Genomic DNA, 19346 nt, shown 5'->3' with positions numbered 1-19346 from the left:
CGACAGCACGAAAGGGCGCGCCGTGGAAACGCTGACCGATGCGAACCAGCTCTCCGCGCTGGCCAGCGAGTTGATCCAGCAGGGTACGGCCTTCGGGATCAGCTTGATCTCCGCGATCATCATCCTGATCGCCGGGTACATCGTGGCCGGCTGGGCGTCGCGCGCGCTGGAAAGCCGGCTGCGCGAGGCCAAGAAGTTCGATGCCACGCTGATCCCCGTGCTGGGGCAGGCCCTGCGCTATACTATCCTGGCCTTTACGGCGGTGCTGGTGCTTGCGCAATTCGGCGTGCAGACGGCCAGCCTCATCGCTGTGATTGGTGCGGCGGGCCTGGCGATCGGACTTGCGCTGCAGGGCACGCTCCAAAATGTCGCTGCGGGGTTGATGCTGCTGATCCTGCGCCCGTTTCAGGTCGGTGACTGGATCGATGCGGCGGGCAAGAGCGGCGCGTGTGAGGAGATCGGCCTCTTCATGACCAAGCTCAAGGACTTCGAGGGGATGTTCATCGCCGTTCCCAACTCGAAGATCTGGGCCGATACCATCGTCAACTACAGCCGCAACCCGCATCGGCGGCTCGTCCTGGATGCCGGGATTTCCTATGACGATGACATCGACCGGGCCAGCGAAGTCCTCAGGGAGATGGTCAATGCGGACGAGCGGATCCTGCAGGAGCCGGACCCGCCGCAGGTTCTGGTCTCAAGCTACGGCGACAGCTCGGTCAACTTGCAGATCCGCGCCTGGACGCGGAACGATGAGTTCTGGCCGGTGCACTTCGACATGACGCGGGCGATCAAGTATGCGCTTGATGAGGCGCGGATCACCATTCCTTACCCGCATCGGCATGTCATTATCAGCGCCGATGGCGAGGACCGCATTCAGCTTGCCGAGAGCGCATCGGCCGCGCCCAAGCGTACCACGCGCAAGGCGCCTGCGAAGTCGACGGAAAGCGCACCGCCGACCAAGACGGCGAGCGCAGACAGCGCGTCGGCGGCCAAGGGAAGCGCGAGCCGTCGGAAGCCCACAGGCAAATCAGGTTAAAAGCAGGGGCGTTAAAGCGCTGTGATTCAGGCTTCTTCGGAGCGCACCCGCTGCAGGCCGTCGTAAGCCGGTTTGTAATCCGACTTCAGTCGCAGCGCGCGTCGGTAGGCGGACGCGGCGCGCTTCTTGTCCCCCGCGCCTTCGGCGGCCCTGCCAGCCAGCGTCCAGGCCTTCACCGAGTCTTTTCGGGCAACAGCGGCCTTGTACAGATCCTTGTAGGCATCGGCGTAATTCGACAGCGCCAATTGGCTCACGCCGCGCGCGTAATAGGGCTCGATTTCGTCCGGCTTGAAGCTGATGGCCTCGTCAAAGTCCGCGATCGCGTTCTGGTGTTGCGCCAGCTTCTGATAGACCAGCCCGCGGTTGAAATGCATTGCCGGGTCGCTGCCAGCGAGTTCAAGCGCACGGCTATAATCGGCAAGCGCCGCTTCATACTTCTCCGCCTTGCGGAATACCTGGGCACGCCCGCTGTAGGCGATGGCGTATTCCGGTTCTATGGAGATCGCCTGGTCGTAGTCGGACAGGGCCTCCCGCAGCTTGCCCATCTTGGCATAGACGAGAGCCCGGTTCGCATAGGCCTGATGGAAACGCGGCTCAAGACGGATCGCAGCGGTGAAGTCGGCGATCGCCTTTTCGTATTCGCCGACCTGGCCGTAGGCTGTGCCCCGGATGTTCAGTGCTTCCGGGTCGCGCGGGTTTTCCTCCACGACTCTGGTCAGCGAGGCGATATTCCGCTGCTGATCTTGGTAGGCCTGCCGGTCGCGGGGCGAGAGTTGAGAGGCGACATTGCTGGTCTGACACCCCGCGAGCACCAAGCTCGCCGCAAGCGTGCCGGCGATGCCCAGTCTCATTCTGCCCTCGGCTGCGTGCATGTAGCCAGAAGCCCCGCCTTGCCAACAGTCCTGCGAGGCCTCAGGCCCCGCTCACCATCCTGGTCCTGATTAGAACGCGATTTGGGCTGAATTACGTTCGCGCAGGGCAAACCGTACTGGGGCGCGGATCGCGGTTTGCCGAGATTTTTGCTGCTCAAAACAAAGCCAGGGTGCGGGCGCGTGTGTTTAGCGGCCCTTGCGCTTGGAAGGCAGCAGACCCTCACGCTGGGCACGCTTGCGCGCCAGTTTGCGGGCCCGGCGGATGGCTTCGGCTTTCTCGCGGGCGCGGCGCACCGAGGGCTTTTCATAAGCGTTGCGAAGCTTCATTTCACGGAAGATGCCTTCGCGCTGCATCTTCTTCTTGAGAGCACGGAGTGCCTGATCGACATTGTTGTCACGGACTTGTACTTGCACGTGTCCTCCTTTCCCTTCGCTCGACAGAAAACACAAATTCGTCGCGCCGACGAAAGTCGGCACGCTATTTCTTATATAGCAAGCAGATGGTCCCGCGTCTATCTGCAACAGCGGTTGCATCTGAAATTCTGCCGACGCGCAGGTATCAGGTTTCCTGCGAGCGCGGCAGCAGATCGACGTAATGGCCCATCTTGCGGCCGGGTGCGGCGTGGGCCTTGCCATAAATATGCAGCGAGCGGTCCGGGTTGTAACCGACAAGCGCCGCCCACTCGTGAATGTCAGGCCCGATGATGTTGACCATCTCTGCATCGCTATGGCGCGCGGTCGCCCCGAGCGGCCAGCCGGCGATGGCGCGGATATGGTTCTCGAACTGGCTGATGGCGCAGGCTTCGATCGTCCAGTGGCCGGTGTTATGGACACGCGGGGCCATCTCGTTGACGAGCACGCGGCCTTCGCTGCGGTCCGCGAAGAACTCGACGGCAAGCACGCCGTAATAGCCCAGCTCGCTCAAAAGCGATTCGACGATGCCGCGCGCGGTTTTGATCTCCGCGTCGCTCAGCCCTGCGGGAACGCGGCTCACTGCCAGCCGCCCTTCGGCGTGCTGGTTGCGCGGCGGATCATAGAAGACGCATGGGCCGTCGAAGCCACGCACCGCGATGACCGAAAACTCGAAATCGAAGGCGATGCCCTGTTCGAGGATCGCGGGGCGTCCCCCAAGCCAGCGCCGCGCTTCGTTCAGGTCGTCGCGGCTGTATATGCGGAACTGGCCTTTGCCGTCGTAGCCCTGCCGGCGAGTTTTCAGGAACAGCCCCTGCGGCCCTGCCGGCCCGCCAAGCGCATCAAACGCTGCCTCGATCTGCGCTTCGCCGTCGACACGCGCCCAATCCGGCACGGGCGCGTAAACCGCGGCCAGCAATTCCCGCTCATGAAGGCGGTCCTGCGTGGCGGCGAGCGCCCGGCGATTGGGGCGCAGTGGCACGATGTCCTCGACCACCGCGAGGCTGTCGGCCGGGATGCTCTCGAATTCGTAGGTAAGCACGTCCACCCCGCGCGCGAACGCGGTCAGCGCCTCGGCATCTTCGTAAGCCGCCTTGACGTAATGCGCGGCGACATGCGCGGCTGGCGCGTCGTCGTCCGGCGCGAACACATGCGCGCGGAAGCCCAGCTTCGCCGCGGCTTGCGCCAGCATCTTGCCAAGCTGGCCCCCGCCAAGAATGCCGATCACACTGCCGGGTTGGAGCGCTTCAGTCATCGTCCGTCGGTGTTTGCGCGACATCGGCGCTGCGCTGGGCGCGCCATTCGTCCAGCTTTGCGGCTAGTTCCCCATCCTCCACTGCCAGGATCTGCACGGCGAGCAGGCCGGCATTGGTCGCGCCGGCCTCACCGATCGCCAGCGTTCCCACCGCAACGCCTGCGGGCATCTGCACGATCGAAAGCAGGCTGTCCTGCCCGGACAGCGCCGCGCTTTTCACGGGCACGCCGAGCACAGGGAGAGGCGTCATGGCCGCCGTCATACCCGGCAGATGGGCTGCGCCGCCGGCACCCGCGATGATAACCTTCAGCCCACGATCACGAGCGGACTGGGCATAATCATAAAGCCGGTTCGGCGTGCGATGGGCCGACACGATGCGGGTCTCATAGGGAACAGCGAACTGGTCCAGCAGATTGGCGGCCGCGCGCATGGTGGCCCAATCCGACTGGCTGCCCATGATTATGCCGACGATAGCTTGGCTCACGTCCTCGTCCAGTTCGCGGTGCGGCGGTTGACTGGCCCAAACCGGATTGAAAAGGCGGAAGTATAGGACCGGTAGCCCGGCGTGCAAGACGCGGCCGAAGTTTCCACAGGTTCCGCAAACACGTCTTCAGGCAATGATGTCGGGAAAAATCTGGTCCTCGATCCGTGCGATCTCATCCTTGAGCCAGAGCTTGCGCTTCTTCATCCGCGTTATTTCGATCTGATTGACGGCTGCGGCGTTTTCCATCTCGGCAATCCGGGCATCGAGCTGGCGATGTTCACGCTGCAGCTCACTCAGGCGCTGCCGCAGATCAGGCTCCTCCTTGCTGCCGTGCATCGTTACTCTCGCTCACGCCGCCGCCGGAACGCCGCAAGTATCGCCATTCAAGCGCGTGAAGGCAAGCCGGCGCGGCGGCGATGCCCTTGTGAGTTGCTTGACGGAAACGCGCGAAGCGCATTTTTCATTGGTGGCTATCGAGCATCCCTCTCGATAGGACCGGGGAGGCAGCGGTTCCCCCCGCTGTCTCCCTTCACTGCGTTGATCGGGCACGCTCAAACAAGGCGCAACGCTCTATCAACCTGAAGTTGCATTCAATGCCATCCGGACGCGCATGCGTTGGACACCGTGTCATTTATCTGTCATACTCAGCACGTTTCGCGAAATATTTCGCAATGCAACCATGGAGGCTGGTATGGCTCTGGAAGCGCATCTGGAAGGTCTGGCGAGCAAGCATCGCGAGCTCGAGAAACAGATCGCAGCCGAACTGGCGCACGCCGCTCATGACGATTTGAAGGTCGCGGCGCTCAAGCGCGAAAAGCTGCGTATCAAGGACCAGATGGAGCGCCTGCGAATGAGCCAGAACTCGGCGGCTTAATGCGGATGTCACGCAGACCGTAAAATCGCGCTGAGAGGCAAAGCGCAGACCGAGCGCCGGGAGGGCCGCTGCCTTCCACGGCGCTTTTTGTTTCTGCTGCCTGCGCGTGTTGCCGCCTGGGCACTGATGGGCTAGAAGGAGCGCAACAGAGGCCATATTTTCGTTCTTCAGGGATGAGCAAAAAGACCAAGAAGGCGCTGCGCCCGAAGGCCCGCCTGCCGAAGGGTATGCGGGATGTCGAGGCTGCGGAGCTGCGCGCCGTCGCAGAAATGACGGAGAAAATCCGCGCCGTTTACGAGCGCTATGGCTTCGAGCCGCTGGACACGCCGGCCTTTGAATACACAGACGCGCTGGGCAAGTTCCTGCCGGATCAGGACCGGCCGAACGAGGGCGTGTTCTCGTTTCAGGATGAAGACGAGCAGTGGCTCAGCCTGCGCTATGACCTGACGGCGCCGCTGGCGCGCTATGTCGCGCAGAATTACGACGCGCTGCCCAAGCCGTTCCGGCGGTATCAGCTCGGGCCGGTCTGGCGCAACGAGAAGCCGGGGCCGGGGCGCTTCCGCCAGTTCATGCAGTTCGACGCCGATACGGTCGGGACGGACAACGTCGCGGCGGATGCGGAGATGTGCATGCTCGCGGCCGACGCCATGGAGGCGCTTGGCATCAAGCGCGGCGATTACGTGATCCGCGTGAACAGCCGCAAGGTACTCGACGGCGTCATGGACGCGGCGGACATCCCGCCTGAGAAGCGGCTGACCGTATTGCGCGCCATCGACAAGTACGACCGACTTGGGATTGAGGGCGTGCGCCAGCTTCTCGGATCGGGCCGCAAGGATGAAAGCGGCGATTTCACGCCCGGGGCCGAGTTGCCGGAGCGTTCCGCAAACTTGTTGCTGGATTTCATGACCACCGACATTCCCGCCGAGACGGAAGCGGCGGAGGGGGACGTGCTCGTCAAGCACCAGGTCTCGCTGATGGAGCGCGAATGGCCGGGACTGGACACGCCGGAGTTTCTGGAAGGCATCGAAAAGATCGACCGGATCCGTCAACTCGTCGCGGGCTGTGGTTTCGGTACCGACCGCATTCGCTTCGATCCGTCGGTGGTGCGCGGATTGGAATACTATACAGGGCTCGTCTTCGAGGCGGAGCTGACATTCCAGGTTGAGGATGAGGACGGCCGGCCCGTGCGCTTCGGCTCGGTGGGCGGCGGCGGGCGCTATGACGGCCTTGTCTCGCGCTTCAAAGGCGCGGAAGTCCCTGCGACCGGCTTTTCCATCGGCGTTTCGCGCCTCTACGCCGCGCTCAAGGCGCTGGGCAAGATCGAGACGGGTGCGAAACACGGCCCGGTTGTCGTGCTGGTCATGGACCACGACCGCACCGCCGACTACGCCCGTATGACCCAATCGCTCCGCGCTGCCGGCATCCGCACGGAGATGTATGTCGGCACTGCCGGCATGAAGGCGCAGATGAAATATGCCGACAAGCGCGCCGCGCCCTGCGTCGTCATTCAGGGCGAGGATGAGCGCGCGCGCGGCGAAGTTCAGATCAAGGACCTGATCGAGGGCGCGAAACTTTCGGAGCAGATCGAGGACAATGTGAGCTGGCGCGAAGGCCGCCCGGCGCAGTTCAGCGTGCCGGAAGACGAGATGATCGAGGCGGTCCAGAGCGTGCTGGCGAGGTATCGCTGATGGTCGCCGAAACCGCCCGCGCCTTCGACGCGCTCGAGCGCCAGGCCAATCAGCTTGTGGAGCTGTTTCAGGCGTCCGGCTATGAGCGTGTCGCCCCAGCCATCATTCAGCCGGCTTCGATCTTTCTCGACCGCGTGGGTGAGGCGATCCGGAGCCGCACCTATCTCTTCACCGACGCCGACGGGACCGAGCTTTGCCTGCGCCCGGACCTGACCATCCCGGTCGCGCGGCTTTACATGGAGCGGCACCCCGGCGCCGACATCCCCGCGCGCTACTGCTACAACGGCCCGGCCTTCCGCCATCAGCCTGCGGATAACGCGCTTTTGCCACGCGAATTCCGCCAGGCCGGCATCGAGTATTTCGGCGCTGGGGACCGCGAGAAGGCCGAGGTCGAGGTGCTCGCGCTGGTGCATGACGGCGTGACACGTGCTGGCCTGGAAGACTTCCGGCTGCATATCGGTGATCTGGGCCTGTTCAGCGCGCTGCTGGACACGCTGGGCCTGCCCGAACGCTGGCGCCTGAGGCTCATCCACAGCTTCTGGCGGCCAAAGGCTTTTCCCGCCACCCTCCAGCAGCTCTGCGAGGGTGGGGCGGCGTCGCGGCGGCCGGAGGATGAGCTGGCGCGACGGCTTGACCCGAGGGACCGCGAGGCGGCGGAGAACATGGTCGGCGACTACCTGGCCGAGCATGACATCGCGCTGATCGGGACGCGGACGCTTGGCGAGATCACGGAGCGGCTTCTGGAGCGCGCGGCGGATCTCCGCGAGGCGCCGCTGCCGCGCGACCATGCCCGGCTCATCGAAGCGTACCTGGCCGTGTCGGGGCCGGCGCGGGCGGCGCTGGCGCGGATTGAGGATTTGCTGACCCAGGCTGGACTGCGGATGAAGGGCGCGCTCGATGCCTACCGCCGACGCTGCGAGCTGATGCAGCGGGCGGGCATCGATGTGGGGCAGGCGGTATTCTCCGCAGATTTCGGCCGCCACTTCGAATATTATAGCGGCTTCGTCTTCCAGATCGAGATTCCGGGCGTGGGCCGTGGCGGCCATATCGCGGGCGGCGGGCGCTATGACGGTCTGCTGGCCGAGATAGGCGCAGCCCAGAACGTGCCGGCCGTCGGCTCGGCGATTCATACCGAGCGCCTGCTTGCCGCCGTGCAGGGGACATTGGAATGACTGCGATTGCCGAAGAGGCCGCGGCGGCCGACAAGCTGATCCTCGCCGTACCGTCGAAAGGCCGGCTGATGGAGCGCAGCCTGGAGATTTTCGCGGAGGCAGGGCTGCCGCTGCACCGGGTCGGGCATGAGCGCGGCTATCGCGGTGCGGTGGGAGGCCGCGACGACATCGCCGTGCTGTTTCTGTCAGCCTCGGAGATCGCGCATTATCTCGGCTCGGGCCGCGCGCATCTCGGCATAACGGGCGAGGATCTGGTCCGCGAGGAGATTCCGCGCTGGGACGAGCGGGTCGAACTGGTACGTGGGCTCGGCTTCGGCCGCGCGGATGTTGTGGTCGCGGCGCCGGCCTGCTGGATCGACGTGCAGGGCATGGGCGATCTGGAGGACATGGCCGCGCTGTTCTACCGTGTGCATGGTCGGCGGCTCCGTGTGGCGACCAAGTTTCCGGTGCTGACGCGCCGCTTCTTCGCAAGCTGGGGTGTAAGCGGTTACCGCATCGTGGAGAGCCTCGGCGCGACCGAGGGCGCGCCCGCTGCCGGCACCGCCGAGATGATCGTCGACATCACCTCCACCGGGGCGACGCTGAAGGCCAATCACCTGAAAATCCTGGAAGACGGCGTGATCCTGAAATCCGAGGCCAATCTCGTTGCCTCGAAGGTTGCCCCCTGGGGCGAACACGCCCTTGCTGCCCGCGCCCTGATCGAGGACCGGATCGCCCCGCCGCTCAGCGCTGACGTGGTGGGTTCTTGACCTCGACCGTGAAGTTCAGCGGCCGGCGCCCGCCATCGGCATAAATGGTCTCGCCAGTGATGTAGCTGGACGCATCGCTGGCGAGAAACTGCACGATCTGCGCGATCTCTTCCGGGTGGCCGAAGCGGCCCAAAGGCGTGCGCGACAGCACCCTGCGCGCGGATTCCGGATCGCCGGCGGTGGGCTTGAGCATCTCGGTCATGATGCTGCCCGGCGCGACGGCGTTCACGCGGATGCCATGCGGGGCGAGCGCCAGCGACATCGCCTTGGTGAGCTGCGACAGCGCGCCCTTGGACATCGTGTAGGCGACATGGTCGGGCAAGGCGAAATGATCGTTCACCGAGCTCATGTTTATGATGCTGCCCGGACGCTCGCCCGCCTGCACCTGGGTGACCATCTGGCGGGCAACGGCCTGGCCGAGCAGGAACGCCCCCTTGACGTTGGTGGCGAAAACGCGGTCCAACTCCTCCTCGCGCAACTCGAGAAACGGAGCGCTGTCCATGACGGCGGCATTGTTCACGAGGATGTCGATGCGGCCATAGGCGTTCAGCGTCTCCGCGATAAGGTTGCGCACGTCGAGCCGCTCGGCGACGTTGCAGAGGATGAACCGCGCATCGTGCCCGCCGCCCCCGAGGCCGTCGGCGACCTCCTCGCCCAGCTTTTCATTGACGTCGGCGATCACAACTTTTGCGCCGACGTGCCCGAGGCGATTGGCGCAAGCCCGGCCGATGCCGCGCGCCGCACCGCTGATGATCGCAACCTTGCCCTCAAAGCTCATGGCAGGGTCCTTGGGTCGGGGCGTAGGCGGTCATTGAGCTTTCTCCGCCTGCAGGTCCAAACTGACCGTTACCTCTTCTGTCACGGTGATCCCCGAAATCGGGCCCTCAGGCCCGACCCCATATTCCAGCCGGTTGATCGTCACCTCACCCTGGGCCGATGCCGTATCCTGCGAGATGCTGACGGTAAATGGCACGGCAACATCGCCGCTGTTGCCCTTCAGCTCCAGCGTTCCGTTGAGGAGATAGGCGTTTTCTCCCGGAGCCTTCTCCGCGCCGTCGGCCGTGAATGTCGCCTGCGGATATTCGCTCGTGTTGAACCAGTCGGAGCCGGGCAGGGTTCCGTCGACGTCGCTGTTGCCCGTCTTCACGCTGTCGAGCTGGATGATGATCGTCGCTTCGGTCTGTTCGGGCGCGGCCGGATCAAACGTCACGGAGCCCGTGAAGTCCTCGAACACGCCCTTGATGGTCGTCCCCGCGGCGGTGCCCGAAAAGCCGATCTCACTTTTTTCGGGCAGAATCGTCCACTCCGCCGCGTGCCCTTCATTCGCACCCAGGGGCACGAGCAGACCAGCAAGCAGGATACCTGTCGCGACCCGGCGAGCGCGGCGCGGCAACATTCTCTGCATGACATCATCCTTCAAAATGAATGCGTGGCGCAGGGCCGCCGCCGCATGGAGCAATACGAGCCCGACCAGCGTCCAGGCGAGCGTCTCGTGCGTGCCCTGAAAGACCGGCTCCCAGGCCTCTTTTGTCTCTGTCGGCAGGCTGGCCAGCCACGGGATATGCGGCAACGTGAACAGCCCGAATATCTCGGTCGGAACCGATAGCGGCGAAGCGGAGACGCGTGCCCAGCCGCTCAAGGGAATCGCCAGCATCAGAACATACAGTGCCGCATGGGCAGCCTTCGCGGACTGCCGCTCCCAGGCCGGCATATCGGCGGGCATTGCCGGGGGCGGGGAGATCTGGCGCCAGACGAGTCGGATGAGCACCAGGGCGAACAGCGTGACGCCGAATGATTTGTGAAGCTGATAGAGCCACAGCTTGTACTGGAAATCGCCCTGAACGTCCGTCATGTAGACACCCAGCCCCACCATTCCGGCGATGACGAGGGCAATCAGCCAGTGCAGGAGCTTGGCGAAGCCGGAATAGTCATTGCGGGCCATGGGGTTACCAGGTGCCAGTGTTTTCCATGGAGGCCCACGGTTCCTGCGGTGGCAGCGCCTCGCCCTTCTGCAGCAGTTCGATGGAGATATTGTCAGGCGAGCGGATGAATGCCATGCGGCCGTCACGCGGCGGCCGGTTGATGGTCACGCCCTTGTCCATCAGCTCCTGGCACGTCTGGTAGATGTTATCGACCTGGTAAGCGAGGTGGCCGAAATTGCGGCCTTCGCCGTATTCTTCCGGGTCCCAGTTATAGGTCAGTTCGAGCTGGGCGTTCTCGTCGCCGGGCGCCGCGAGGAAGATCAGCGTGAAGCGGCCCTTTTCGCTGTCCCGTCGGCGCAACTCGCGCAGCCCCAGCTTGTTGCAGTAAAAATCAAGCGATTCGTCGATGTCGCTGATACGAACCATGGTGTGAAGATACTTCATCAGCCTCCTCCTGCATTGTTCCCGCAGGCGGCGAATCGGTCACCCGCCGCGTGGGCGAATCCAGACTTCCTCCGAGTTAATCCTGTGGCCGGTGCGGTGCAAGCGGTCGTTTCGACGCTGGCGAAAGCGTGAATGGCGTATTGGCATGGCCTTCAGGTGGCTGATTCGTGGAAATTCCCGTATTTGTTGCATTTTTGCGCTGGACGCCCGTTAACATTTATGCAACCTAAGCGTGTGTCGCGGTGCCGGTGGGCGTTTTCCACCTGTTGCCCGTCCGAAAACTTGGTGGAAAGTCAATCACTTGGGGTTGCCCGGCAAATTGCCGGAGATAACGGTGGTGAAAATGGCGTTACAAACCCGGCGCTCGGCGCTAAATTCCGATAGCTAGCAAGACACGCGGCTGATACGTAGTTAAAACAGTGTTTCCGGCGATCGCGGGCGAAGAGGGCAACTCGCTGGCGGCCGTCGGACCATAAAGTAAGCGGGGGACTGACTAATGGGGGACAAACAACCTCCTCATTCCACGACTCTAACTGCGCTTTCCAAGTCCGGGGGCATGGACGTTGCGGTCATCGCCGGACAGATCAAATGGTTCGACGCGTCCAAGGGGTTCGGCTTCATTGTGCCGGACAACGGCTTGCCGGATGTGCTCCTGCACGTGACGGTGTTGCGGCGTGACGGGTTCCAGACGGCGCATGAGGGGGCGCGCGTTGTCTGCGAGGTCACCAACAGCGAAAAAGGACTTCAGGCCATCCGTGTCATCGACATGGACGAGAGTACTGCGGTCCATCCATCGCAATTGCCGCAGCGCACGCGGGTGAAGGTCGAGCCGGAAAGCGACTGGGAACGGGCCATGGTCAAATGGTTCAACCGGCAGCGGGGCTTCGGTTTCTTGACACGCGGCGAGGGAACCGAGGATATCTTTGTCCACATGGAAACCCTGCGTCGTTTCGGCTTTGCGGAGCTGCGGCCTTTACAGATCGTCCAGGTGCGTTATGGCAGAGGCGAGAAAGGTCTCATGGCGGCGGAACTTCGCCCCGACGGCAAGCCGTCGATCCTCTCCTCCTCGCACTGAGCGGCGGCGCGTGAGCGACGGCAGACCTAAGTTTGCCGCGCTCGCCGTCTTGCTAGGCGTGTTGATGATCGCCGTTTCAGGCGTAAACGCAGCAAAGCTGCGGGTGGAGCCGGTTGTTCTCGTCACCGAGACAGGGCGGCACACCATCAACGCGGAAATCGCCGATACCCCAGGCACGCGGGCAACGGGGTTGATGTTCCGGCGCAGTCTCGATGATGACGCGGGAATGTTGTTCATCTACGACGAGCCCCAGAACATCACGATGTGGATGAAGAACACCTACATCTCGCTCGACATGATCTTCGCCGACGCGAGCGGGACCATCATCCGCATTGCCCGCGACACGGAACCTTTCTCAACGGACATTATCGAGGCCGGCGGTCCGGCAAAGGTTGTACTGGAAGTGGCCGCCGGCACCGCGCAACGCCTGAGGCTGAAGCGCGGCGACCGGCTGGAGCATCCGTCCGTGAGCGCCAACTAGCTCAAATGGCGGCCGCCCCGTAATAGAGAGTCACGATGTGCTCGGCTTCGGCGAAGAACAGCCAGCGTTCGACCGCCACCCCAATCGTCGCGGCGGCGGCTGCGAGCAGGCTTAGCAGGATACCGATCGCGGTGGGCGCTACCGCAGCCAGCGCGAGCAGAAGCGCGGGGGCGGCGAAAGCGACCAGCACGATCCGCCGTAGCCGGTCGGCATGCTTGCGCGCGACCTGATAGCCCATTTCGCGCTGGACGAAATTTGCCTGGGTGTGCGGCGCTTCAAGCTGGCGCACCTTGCCGATGCCACCGAGCCCCGTTGCCTGCTCGGCCGTATATTGACGGGGCGCATTGTCGGCGCTGCCCCAATAGGCGAGCTTCAGCACGATGCCCAGCGCGAAGGCGGCAACGGTCAGCCAGGCCATCCACGGCGCGAACAGCCCGAAAACCTGCGCGATGAGCGCAAGCAGAACGGCGCCGGTCGCCAGCCCGAGCGCCAGGTAAACCGGCGGCACCCAGCGATTATGCCAGCGGGGGATGGTGCGCAGCGACGCGTAGATCATCGCCGTGCAGTAGACCGTGATGGCCGCGCAGATCGCCGTGAGCCAGCCTGCAACGGCCCACAACCCGGAGTTCTGTTCGAGGAAGACCCAGCCGATCGCGTAGAGGCCGGCGGGCACATAAGTCACGACCGCTGCGACTCCCTCGCGCGACAACCAGGAACTCCGCCACTGCGTAAAGGCGCGCCAGGCGCGTTCCGGGTGCCCGAGATGGAAGGTCGAGGCGAGGAGGCCCGCCGTGACAAGACCAAGCGCCACGGCGAAGGCCACCAGACCGAACCAGCGCTCGGCCGGCAGGAGCCCGGCCGCGCCGGAAATGCCCAACAGCGCGAGCAGGCCGTAACCGGCGCCGGACATCGTCGTAAAGGCGATGACGGAATAAGCGGGATGCATTGTTCGGCACACCTATCGTGAGAGGATGCGGTCGGCCCAGGCGAAGAGCTTGTCCGCCGTCGAACCGGGCTTTGGTGCCTTGGCCATCTCGGCCAATGACGTCAGTTCGGGTTCCAGTGGCGTGTCCTTGCGCTCGCGCGGCGGCAGATACTTGTTGACCGGTTTGTAGCCGAACTCGGGCAGCAGATCGAAACCGCCGCGCTCGGCCACGTTGCGGGAAACTTCGCTGTTCGGGTCGCCGAGATCGCCGAAGGCGCGCGCCCCGGTCGGGCAGGCGCGGACGCAGGCCGGGACGCGATCCTCTTCCTCAAGGTTCTCGTTGTAGATGCGGTCGACACACAGCGTGCATTTCTTCATCACGCCGTCGTCATAGTCATATTCGCGCGCGCCATACGGGCAGGCCCAGGAGCACAGCTTGCAGCCAATGCAGGTGTCCGGGTTGACCAGCACGATGCCGTCTTCCGCGCGCTTGTAGGACGCGCCGGTCGGGCAGACGGTCACGCAGTCCGGCTCCTCGCAGTGCAGGCAGGAGCGCGGAAAATGCACCGTCATGCTGTTGGCGCCGAGGCCCGCCTCGTAGGTGTGGATGCGGTTGAGCCAGGCGCCGTGCGGATCGCTGCCATAGGGGTCCTGATCGGTCAGCGGCGCCGAATAGCCGGTGGTGTTCCACTCCTTGCAACTGGTTGCGCAGGCATGGCAGCCGACGCAGATATCGAGGTCTATCACCAGGCCAAGCTTTTTGCCGGTGGTTTCCTTCGGTAGCGATGTCATGCCGTCTCCCTAGACTCCGTTCCTTGGGCGGAATTCCTCGCCGAAGTGAAGCGACTCCGGTGCTTTTGGCAGCTCCCCATCATAGAGGGGCTCGAAAAACGGCTCGGTTTCGCTGGCCTCAGCGGGCGCTTTTTCGATGCGCACGCGCAGGTCGTACCATGCGGCCTGACCGGTGACCGGGTCCGCATTCGAGTAGCGATAGCCGCCCGCCCCCTCGGGCAGCAGTTCGCCGATCAGGTGGTTCAGCAGGAAACCGCGCGTGTTCTCCGGCGCGTCGTTATCGAGGTTCCAGGCGCCGCGGCGTTTGCCGATGGCGTTCCAGGTCCAGACCGTGTCCGGGTTGACGCCATCCATCAGCTTCACCTGCGCCTTCACCCGACCGAGATGCCCAATGATCCAGACCCAGTCGTCGTCCTGAACCCCGATTTTCCGGGCTTTCTCGTGATGGATGAACAAGCGGTTATGCGTCTGGATCTGCCGCAGCCAGGCGTTCTGCCCACCCCAGGAGTGATACATGATCATGGGGCGCTGGGTGATCGCGTGCAGCGGGTACTCGTCTTCGGCAATGAGCTCGCCCTCGAATGGCGGATACCAGAAGGGAAGGGGATCGAAATACCGGGCGATCCGCGCGCGATGATGCTCCGGCGGCACAATCTCGCCGTGGCCTTGCCCTGCGAGCCGAAACTTCTGCATCGGCTCGGAATAAAGCTGGAACACGATGGGCTTGGCTGCGCCCATGAAGCCGACTTCGACGGCCCAGTCCAGATAGTCCCTGTTGGCGTGCTTGAAATATTTCTGGCTTTCCGCGAGGTGGTAAACGTGGAAGCAGCCGTTCTCGATATACTTTTCAAGCTGCTTCGGGTTCGGCTCGCCGCGTCCGAACTTGTCGCCGTTTTCGCCCCGCCAACCGGCCAGCGGACCGATGCCGGGCATGCGCTCGTGATTGACGATGTAGTCGGAATAGCCACCCGGGTATTTTGCAGCGCCGTTCTCGTCGGTGAAGCCCGGCAAGCCGAGCCGCGCGCCCAGATCGAGCAGCACATCCTGAAAGGGGCGGACATCGCGGTCCGGCTGGACGACGGGTTGACGGATGGCATCAGCAGGGCCGTCGGCTTCGGAAATCGGCCGGTCCAGCAGTGAGATACAATCCCATCGCTCCAGATAGGTCGTGTCGGGCAGGATCAGGTCCGCATACGGCACCATCTCCGAATAGTAGGCGTCCGAATAGATGATGCGCGGGATCGCATAGGCACCGTCGGGCTTCTTCTCGCTGAGATACTGCAGCACCGCCGGCACGTTCATCGACGAGTTCCAGGCCATGTTGGCCATGTAGAGGAACAGCGTGTCGAGCGGGTACGGGTCGCCGGTGGCCGAGTTGGTGATGACCATGTGCATCAGGCCGTGCGCGGCGAGCGGCGCGTCCCAGGAATAGGCCTTGTCGATGCGCTGCGGTGTACCGTCCTCATCGACGAGCAGGTCTTCCGGTCCGGTGGGGAAGCCGAGCGGCGGGCCGCCAAGAGGCGTCTCCGGCCCTTCGACTCCGGCCGGCTTGATGGGCGGGGGCACGGGCTTCGGGTAGGGCGCCTTGTAGCGGAAGCCGCCTGGACAATCGATGGAGCCCAACAGGATTTGCAGCATGTGGATGATGCGGCAGGTGTGGAAGCCGTTGGAGTGCGCCGAAATCCCGCGCATCGCGTGCATGGAGATTGGCCGGCCGATCATTTTCTCATGGCGGCGGCCGGCCCAGTCGGTCCACGGGATATCGAGGACGACCTCCTGCTCGAAGGCGACCTCGGCGAGCTCCGCCGCGATCCTGCGTATGGTGTCGGCGGGCACCTGCGTTTTCTCGGCGACGGCTTCGGGCGAATACGCATCATCCAGAAAGCGCGCGGCGAGAAGCTGGAAGGACGGCACGGCCTTGCGCCCGTCGGGCAATTCGCGCTCACCGGCGAGCGCGGGCGCGATATCCGGCAGGTTGGCGTTGACCAGCGCGCCCGAATGGTGGTCCCACGCCAGCGGGTTGCCGTCCTCATCGCGCGCAAACAGGCCATCATCTGGCGCGCCGGGGTCCTGAATGACCAGCCACGGCGCGTTTGTGTAGCGCACGAGATAATCCGCATCGAACTTGTCGGCCTGTAGCAGCTCATGGATCAGCGCGGCGACGAAAAGCCCGTCCGTCCCCGGCTTGATGCCGACCCACTCGTCCGCGATGGCCGAATAGCCCGTCCGCACCGGGTTGATGGAGACGAACTTGCCGCCGCGCTTCTTCATGTTGCCGAGCGCGATCTTGAGCGGGTTGGAGGCATGGTCCTCCGCGACGCCGAACATCATGAAGTACTTTGTATGTTCCCAGTCCGGCTCGCCGAACTCCCAGAAAGAGCCCCCAAAGGTGTACAATCCGGCCGCGGCCATGTTGACCGAGCAGAAGCCGCCATGCGCGGCGAAATTCGGCGTGCCGTATTGCTGGGCGAACCAGCCGGTGAGCGCCTGGCTCTGGTCGCGTCCCGTGAACAGCGCGAAACGTTCCGGATTGCTCGCGCGGGTCTCGGCCATCCACTTCGCGGCCAGCTCCAGCGCCTCGTCCCAGGAGATTTCCTTGAATTCGCCGGAGCCGCGCTCGCCGACGCGCAGCAGGGGCGCCCGAAGCCGCGCGGGCGAATAGTGCTGCATGATGCCGGCCGAGCCCTTGCCGCACAGCACGCCCTTGTTGACGGGATGGTCGCGATTACCCTCGATGTACCGGACAGTGCCGTCCTGCAAATACACTTTGATCCCGCAGCGGCAGGCGCACATGTAACAAGTCGAGGTCTTGATCTCGTCGGCGACTTTGAACGAGGTCGGAACGATAGGTTCACCCATGGGCGATGGACTTTCCGTGATGTCGGCGTGGCAGGTCTGACGGTCGGAACGACTGCGCCGGTTTGGTGTGTCTGCGTGAGAATGAAACAGGTTTCATTAATACTGCCATATTCTGACCGCAGATGGCAAACCTGCGCGAGGTGAAGGCGGACTCTGTATGCGACCGCCTCGATGGCTGGATTTGCCGCGCCTTTTGCGTAGGATGGAGGCCGCTGGCGTCACGCGAAAACAGCAAGAGGTAACCACTGGGGCGCAGCCACATGGCTGATGTGCATCTCGACACGACGGGGCTGACCTGTCCCCTGCCGATCCTCAAGGCGAAGAAGGCGATCAAGCGCGTGCCTGCTGGCGGCACGCTCGAGGTAATTGCCACGGACCCCGGCGCGGTGGAGGATTTCGAGACCTTCTGTCGCGTGAGCGGCCATGCGCTTGTCGAGTCGAGCGAGGAGGACGGCGTGTTCCGTTTCCTCATCCGCCACAGTGGCTGACGGCGCGGGTGCATCGCCTAGCTCTTGCGGAACGCCGCCGAGGCGGCCAGGCCAGCGATGATGGCAATGATCACGCCTGCGATGCCGTAGATCAGCGAATTCTGGTAGGCCAGGTTGAAGATGAACCGCTCAAGCCCCTGCTTCTCGATGCGCAGTTCGGTCTCATGCGTGTCGAGCAATTCGCCGTTGCGGAACAGGAAAATCTCTACATCATACACGCCCACGGGTACATTAGCCGGCAGCGAGACGGTCGCGCGGAAAAGGCTGCGGCTGATGAAGGCCACGGCGAAATCCCGCTCCTGGTAGAGGTTCTGATCCTCCTTGATACGGATTAGCGCCTTGCGGAACGCTTCCTCTTCTGCAGCTGTCGGCGCCTCGGCGCCTTCAACCAGGGTGAAGCGTAGATTCTCGAAGCCGATCCGGTGCTTATCCAGCAAGTCGGCTGGCGCGATCTCGTTGAGCGGGCGGGTGGACAGCACGGCGTAATACTGCGGCACCTCTCCAAAGATCTTTGCGGCCTGATTGACCCACAGGCCCACAACGCGGTCCTTCTGGCGCACCACGGTGGGCTCGTCCGGCCCGCGGATGACCACTGCGACGTCGTAGAGATTCTCCTCGGCGGAGCGCTGCTGACTGTGATCGACCGCGCCGAAGACAACGACCTGAATGCCGGCGAAATCCGACTCGATGCCGATCTGGCGTGACGAGACGTCCGCCTCGATGCGTTCGCGGAAACCGCCGGGCTGCGCCGTCGCCGCGGTGACGAGCGCCATCAGGGCAGCGAGGGTGATCAGGACGATACGTGCCATCAGTGTCCCTCTCCGATGACCGGTCCGATCGAGTAAAGCTCTGCCGGTTCCAGCACGAGAGAAAAGAACAGCCGCGCTGCGACGCCAAGCACCAGCAAGGCCAGAAGCGCCCGGAGCTGATCGCCGCGCAGCTTCTGCCCGGCGACCACACCGAATTGCGCGCCGATGACGCCGCCGATCATCAACAGCATGGCCAGCACCACATCGACCGTCTGGTTGGTCGTGGCGTGGAGGATAGTCGCAAAGGCGGTGACGAAAATGATCTGAAACAGTGAGGTGCCAATCACGACGTTGGTCGGCATCCGCAGCAGATAAATCATCGCCGGGACCATGATGAAGCCGCCGCCAACGCCCATGATCGAGGCGAGCAGGCCCACCAGCGTGCCGAGCATGAGCGGCGGAATCGCGCTGATGTAAAGCTTTGACCGCTGGAAGCGCATCTTGAAGGGGAGGCCGTGGATCCAGCCGTGCTGGCCCGGACGCCGGCGTGGGCCGCTTTTTCCGGTGCGCGCCTTGCGCAGCGCGTTCAGGCTTTCGATGAGCATCAGGATGCCCACAGCGCCGAGAAACACGACGTAGAGAAGCGCGATGATCAGTTCGATCTGGCCAGTCTCGCGCAGAATCTTGACGACCTGCACGCCGAAAGCGGTACCGATGCCACCGCCGATCAGCAGCACTGTGCCCATCTTCAGGTCGACATTATTGCGGCGCCACTGTGCGAGCGCGCCCGAGACGGATGAAGCGACGATCTGATTGGCTTCCGTGGCCACGGCGACCGCGGCGGGCACGCCGGAGAAGATCAGCAGCGGGGTCATGAGGAAGCCGCCGCCGACGCCGAACATGCCCGAGAGAAAGCCCACAGCCGCGCCCATCCCGATGATGGTCAGCATGTTCACTGACAGTTCGGCGATCGGCAGGTAGATTTGAAACATATCGTGCTGTGGTGCGGTGTAAGCGTTCTCGGATTGATGTGGACAGCGCCAGCAGGAAGTTACGGGCTGCCTCCTGCC

The 19346-nt window shown here is 63.7% G+C and carries 21 protein-coding genes; 8 read left to right on the top strand and 13 right to left on the bottom strand.

The window, feature by feature from the left end:
- The first annotated feature begins 22 nt into the window (after positions 1-22).
- The gene (locus BXY53_RS08405; RefSeq protein ID WP_119061381.1) at positions 23-1036 is read left to right on the top strand and encodes a mechanosensitive ion channel family protein; all 1014 of its coding nucleotides are present in this window, start codon (positions 23-25) and stop codon (positions 1034-1036) included.
- 26 nt (positions 1037-1062) lie between these two features.
- On the opposite strand, the gene BXY53_RS08400 is transcribed toward BXY53_RS08405, so the two are convergent.
- The 5 genes from BXY53_RS08400 to BXY53_RS08380 form a co-directional block, all read right to left on the bottom strand.
- A complete protein-coding gene (locus BXY53_RS08400; protein ID WP_170144379.1) occupies positions 1063-1887 on the bottom strand; it encodes a tetratricopeptide repeat protein in 825 nt (274 codons plus the stop codon).
- A gap of 207 nt (positions 1888-2094) precedes the next feature.
- Complete coding sequence (gene rpsU / locus BXY53_RS08395; RefSeq protein WP_342634968.1) at positions 2095-2442, bottom strand: 30S ribosomal protein S21; 348 nt, start codon at positions 2440-2442, stop codon at positions 2095-2097.
- Between the two features lie 25 nt (positions 2443-2467).
- Positions 2468-3574, bottom strand: a complete 1107-nt coding sequence (locus BXY53_RS08390) for a 5-(carboxyamino)imidazole ribonucleotide synthase (RefSeq protein ID WP_119061378.1) — start codon at positions 3572-3574, stop codon at positions 2468-2470.
- Complete coding sequence (purE, locus tag BXY53_RS08385; RefSeq protein WP_119061839.1) at positions 3567-4031, bottom strand: 5-(carboxyamino)imidazole ribonucleotide mutase; 465 nt, start codon at positions 4029-4031, stop codon at positions 3567-3569. The genes BXY53_RS08390 and purE overlap by 8 nt, the downstream gene beginning before the upstream one ends.
- Before the next feature lie 153 nt (positions 4032-4184).
- Entirely contained in the window at positions 4185-4394 is a 210-nt protein-coding gene (locus BXY53_RS08380; protein WP_119061377.1) for a YdcH family protein, read from the bottom strand.
- A 355-nt stretch (positions 4395-4749) separates the two neighbouring features.
- On the opposite strand from BXY53_RS08380, the gene BXY53_RS08375 reads away from it, so the two are divergent.
- The 4 genes from BXY53_RS08375 (at position 4750) to hisG (ending at position 8541) form a co-directional block, all read left to right on the top strand.
- Positions 4750-4932 (top strand): YdcH family protein, encoded by a 183-nt coding sequence (locus tag BXY53_RS08375; RefSeq protein ID WP_119061838.1) that lies wholly within the window; start codon positions 4750-4752, stop codon positions 4930-4932.
- A gap of 173 nt (positions 4933-5105) precedes the next feature.
- The gene (gene hisS, locus BXY53_RS08370; RefSeq protein ID WP_119061376.1) at positions 5106-6620 is read left to right on the top strand and encodes a histidine--tRNA ligase; all 1515 of its coding nucleotides are present in this window, start codon (positions 5106-5108) and stop codon (positions 6618-6620) included.
- On the top strand, positions 6620-7792 hold the full coding sequence (locus BXY53_RS08365; RefSeq protein ID WP_119061375.1) for an ATP phosphoribosyltransferase regulatory subunit: 1173 nt from the start codon (positions 6620-6622) through the stop codon (positions 7790-7792). The genes hisS and BXY53_RS08365 overlap by 1 nt, the downstream gene beginning before the upstream one ends.
- On the top strand, positions 7789-8541 hold the full coding sequence (gene hisG / locus BXY53_RS08360) for an ATP phosphoribosyltransferase (RefSeq protein ID WP_210209174.1): 753 nt from the start codon (positions 7789-7791) through the stop codon (positions 8539-8541). Before BXY53_RS08365 ends, hisG begins: the two co-directional genes overlap by 4 nt.
- On the opposite strand, the gene BXY53_RS08355 is transcribed toward hisG, so the two are convergent.
- The 3 genes from BXY53_RS08355 to BXY53_RS08345 are packed head-to-tail and all read right to left on the bottom strand — an operon-like array spanning position 8516 to position 10907.
- A complete protein-coding gene (locus BXY53_RS08355; protein WP_119061374.1) occupies positions 8516-9319 on the bottom strand; it encodes an SDR family NAD(P)-dependent oxidoreductase in 804 nt (267 codons plus the stop codon). The genes hisG and BXY53_RS08355 overlap by 26 nt on opposite strands.
- 30 nt (positions 9320-9349) lie before the next feature.
- Entirely contained in the window at positions 9350-10483 is a 1134-nt protein-coding gene (locus BXY53_RS08350; protein WP_119061373.1) for a cytochrome b/b6 domain-containing protein, read from the bottom strand.
- A 4-nt stretch (positions 10484-10487) separates the two neighbouring features.
- Positions 10488-10907 (bottom strand): VOC family protein, encoded by a 420-nt coding sequence (locus tag BXY53_RS08345; RefSeq protein ID WP_119061372.1) that lies wholly within the window; start codon positions 10905-10907, stop codon positions 10488-10490.
- A 556-nt stretch (positions 10908-11463) separates the two neighbouring features.
- Between BXY53_RS08345 and BXY53_RS08340 the strand changes: the two genes are divergently transcribed.
- Both BXY53_RS08340 and BXY53_RS08335 read left to right on the top strand, forming a co-directional pair.
- Positions 11464-11982: a cold-shock protein gene (locus BXY53_RS08340; RefSeq protein ID WP_245410393.1), complete on the top strand. Its 519-nt coding sequence runs from the start codon at positions 11464-11466 to the stop codon at positions 11980-11982.
- Positions 11983-12046: 64 nt separating this feature from the next.
- The gene (locus tag BXY53_RS08335) at positions 12047-12463 is read left to right on the top strand and encodes a DUF192 domain-containing protein (protein ID WP_245410392.1); all 417 of its coding nucleotides are present in this window, start codon (positions 12047-12049) and stop codon (positions 12461-12463) included.
- Between the two features lies 1 nt (position 12464).
- Here BXY53_RS08335 and BXY53_RS08330 read toward each other — a convergent pair whose 3' ends face one another.
- The 3 genes from BXY53_RS08330 to BXY53_RS08320 are packed head-to-tail and all read right to left on the bottom strand — an operon-like array spanning position 12465 to position 17039.
- On the bottom strand, positions 12465-13409 hold the full coding sequence (locus tag BXY53_RS08330) for a dimethyl sulfoxide reductase anchor subunit family protein (RefSeq protein WP_119061369.1): 945 nt from the start codon (positions 13407-13409) through the stop codon (positions 12465-12467).
- Positions 13410-13421: 12 nt separating this feature from the next.
- Positions 13422-14180, bottom strand: a complete 759-nt coding sequence (locus BXY53_RS08325) for a 4Fe-4S dicluster domain-containing protein (protein WP_119061368.1) — start codon at positions 14178-14180, stop codon at positions 13422-13424.
- Positions 14181-14189: 9 nt separating this feature from the next.
- Positions 14190-17039, bottom strand: coding sequence for a molybdopterin oxidoreductase family protein (locus tag BXY53_RS08320; RefSeq protein WP_119061367.1), 2850 nt, complete (start codon positions 17037-17039; stop codon positions 14190-14192).
- 260 nt (positions 17040-17299) lie between these two features.
- On the opposite strand from BXY53_RS08320, the gene BXY53_RS08315 reads away from it, so the two are divergent.
- Positions 17300-17527 carry a sulfurtransferase TusA family protein gene (locus BXY53_RS08315; protein WP_119061366.1) on the top strand — a complete coding sequence of 76 codons (228 nt, stop codon included), beginning with the start codon at positions 17300-17302 and terminating at the stop codon, positions 17525-17527.
- 17 nt (positions 17528-17544) lie between these two features.
- On the opposite strand, the gene BXY53_RS08310 is transcribed toward BXY53_RS08315, so the two are convergent.
- Positions 17545-18336, bottom strand: a complete 792-nt coding sequence (locus BXY53_RS08310; RefSeq protein ID WP_119061365.1) for a TIGR02186 family protein — start codon at positions 18334-18336, stop codon at positions 17545-17547.
- On the bottom strand, positions 18336-19268 hold the full coding sequence (locus tag BXY53_RS08305; protein ID WP_119061364.1) for a sulfite exporter TauE/SafE family protein: 933 nt from the start codon (positions 19266-19268) through the stop codon (positions 18336-18338). The genes BXY53_RS08310 and BXY53_RS08305 overlap by 1 nt, the downstream gene beginning before the upstream one ends.
- Positions 19269-19346: the final 78 nt, after the last annotated feature.

Origin of the sequence: Dichotomicrobium thermohalophilum (genome assembly GCF_003550175.1) — a bacterium.
GTDB lineage: Bacteria > Pseudomonadota > Alphaproteobacteria > Rhizobiales > Rhodomicrobiaceae > Dichotomicrobium > Dichotomicrobium thermohalophilum.
Note: the sequence above shows the minus strand (reverse complement) of the source record. Positions and strands in the feature narration are given on the sequence as shown.

What these genes read in the sequence shown, in the direction of transcription:
- hisS (WP_119061376.1), top strand. Translation starts at nt 5,106, where the DNA reads ATGAGCAAAAAGACCAAGAAGGCGCTGCGCCCGAAGGCCCGCCTGCCG.
- BXY53_RS08345 (WP_119061372.1), bottom strand. Translation starts at nt 10,907, where the DNA reads ATGAAGTATCTTCACACCATGGTTCGTATCAGCGACATCGACGAATCG.
- purE (WP_119061839.1), bottom strand. Translation starts at nt 4,031, where the DNA reads ATGGGCAGCCAGTCGGATTGGGCCACCATGCGCGCGGCCGCCAATCTG.
- rpsU (WP_342634968.1), bottom strand. Translation starts at nt 2,442, where the DNA reads ATGCAACCGCTGTTGCAGATAGACGCGGGACCATCTGCTTGCTATATA.
- BXY53_RS08380 (WP_119061377.1), bottom strand. Translation starts at nt 4,394, where the DNA reads ATGCACGGCAGCAAGGAGGAGCCTGATCTGCGGCAGCGCCTGAGTGAG.
- BXY53_RS08320 (WP_119061367.1), bottom strand. Translation starts at nt 17,039, where the DNA reads ATGGGTGAACCTATCGTTCCGACCTCGTTCAAAGTCGCCGACGAGATC.
- BXY53_RS08350 (WP_119061373.1), bottom strand. Translation starts at nt 10,483, where the DNA reads ATGGCCCGCAATGACTATTCCGGCTTCGCCAAGCTCCTGCACTGGCTG.
- BXY53_RS08315 (WP_119061366.1), top strand. Translation starts at nt 17,300, where the DNA reads ATGGCTGATGTGCATCTCGACACGACGGGGCTGACCTGTCCCCTGCCG.
- BXY53_RS08330 (WP_119061369.1), bottom strand. Translation starts at nt 13,409, where the DNA reads ATGCATCCCGCTTATTCCGTCATCGCCTTTACGACGATGTCCGGCGCC.
- BXY53_RS08310 (WP_119061365.1), bottom strand. Translation starts at nt 18,336, where the DNA reads ATGGCACGTATCGTCCTGATCACCCTCGCTGCCCTGATGGCGCTCGTC.
- BXY53_RS08335 (WP_245410392.1), top strand. Translation starts at nt 12,047, where the DNA reads ATGATCGCCGTTTCAGGCGTAAACGCAGCAAAGCTGCGGGTGGAGCCG.
- hisG (WP_210209174.1), top strand. Translation starts at nt 7,789, where the DNA reads ATGACTGCGATTGCCGAAGAGGCCGCGGCGGCCGACAAGCTGATCCTC.
- BXY53_RS08305 (WP_119061364.1), bottom strand. Translation starts at nt 19,268, where the DNA reads ATGTTTCAAATCTACCTGCCGATCGCCGAACTGTCAGTGAACATGCTG.
- BXY53_RS08340 (WP_245410393.1), top strand. Translation starts at nt 11,464, where the DNA reads ATGGACGTTGCGGTCATCGCCGGACAGATCAAATGGTTCGACGCGTCC.
- BXY53_RS08400 (WP_170144379.1), bottom strand. Translation starts at nt 1,887, where the DNA reads ATGAGACTGGGCATCGCCGGCACGCTTGCGGCGAGCTTGGTGCTCGCG.
- BXY53_RS08325 (WP_119061368.1), bottom strand. Translation starts at nt 14,180, where the DNA reads ATGACATCGCTACCGAAGGAAACCACCGGCAAAAAGCTTGGCCTGGTG.
- BXY53_RS08355 (WP_119061374.1), bottom strand. Translation starts at nt 9,319, where the DNA reads ATGAGCTTTGAGGGCAAGGTTGCGATCATCAGCGGTGCGGCGCGCGGC.
- BXY53_RS08390 (WP_119061378.1), bottom strand. Translation starts at nt 3,574, where the DNA reads ATGACTGAAGCGCTCCAACCCGGCAGTGTGATCGGCATTCTTGGCGGG.
- BXY53_RS08375 (WP_119061838.1), top strand. Translation starts at nt 4,750, where the DNA reads ATGGCTCTGGAAGCGCATCTGGAAGGTCTGGCGAGCAAGCATCGCGAG.
- BXY53_RS08365 (WP_119061375.1), top strand. Translation starts at nt 6,620, where the DNA reads ATGGTCGCCGAAACCGCCCGCGCCTTCGACGCGCTCGAGCGCCAGGCC.